This window comes from Tsukamurella conjunctivitidis (assembly GCF_007858475.1).
Lineage (GTDB): Bacteria > Actinomycetota > Actinomycetes > Mycobacteriales > Mycobacteriaceae > Tsukamurella > Tsukamurella conjunctivitidis.
In genome coordinates, this window is record NZ_VIGX01000148.1 from 1 (window position 1) to 623 (window position 623).

Genomic DNA, 623 nt, shown 5'->3' on the forward strand with positions numbered 1-623 from the left:
CTGGACCTGGATCGGAACCTTCATCACGCACCCACCTTCGTCGTCGTGGTCGGGGCTGCCCAGGGCTCGTCCCGGGTCCCGGCCAGCACCTCCGCGAGGTGCATGGTGCGCACACCCGAGCGGGTGCGCGAGAGCCCTCCGCCGATGTGCATGAGGCAGGAGTAGTCCCCGGCCACCAGCACCTCGGCCTTCGTCGACATGACGTTGGCCATCTTGTCGGCGAGCATCGCCGTGGAGGTCTGGGCATTCTTCATCGAGAACGTCCCCCCGAATCCGCAGCAGCTCGTTGCCTCGGGCAGCTCCGTGAGCTGGAGGCCCTCGACCGCCTGCAGGAGGCGGTAGGGCTTGTCCCCGACCTTCGCGATGCGCAGCGAGTGACAGGTGGGGTGGTAGGTGACCCGGTGGGGGAAGTAGGCGCCCACATCGGTGACGCCCAGGACGTCGACGAGCAGTTCGGAGAGCTCATAGGTGTGCTCGGCGATCTGGGCCGCCTTCCTGCTCAGCGGGTCGTCGCCCTCGGATGCCGCCACCATCGCCTGCTGGTGGCGAATGGAACCGGTGCAGGACCCCGAAGGGACGACGATGGCGTCCCATTCCCCGTCGAGGACCGGTTCGAAGGTGCG

Annotated in this window: 1 protein-coding gene; it reads right to left on the reverse strand. The window is 67.9% G+C overall.

Annotated features, from left to right (window positions below; all coding sequences use genetic code 11):
* Positions 1–23: 23 nt before the first annotated feature.
* The coding region (locus tag FK530_RS24780) for a (Fe-S)-binding protein (protein WP_146489460.1) at positions 24–623 on the reverse strand (600 nt) is incomplete at its 5' end.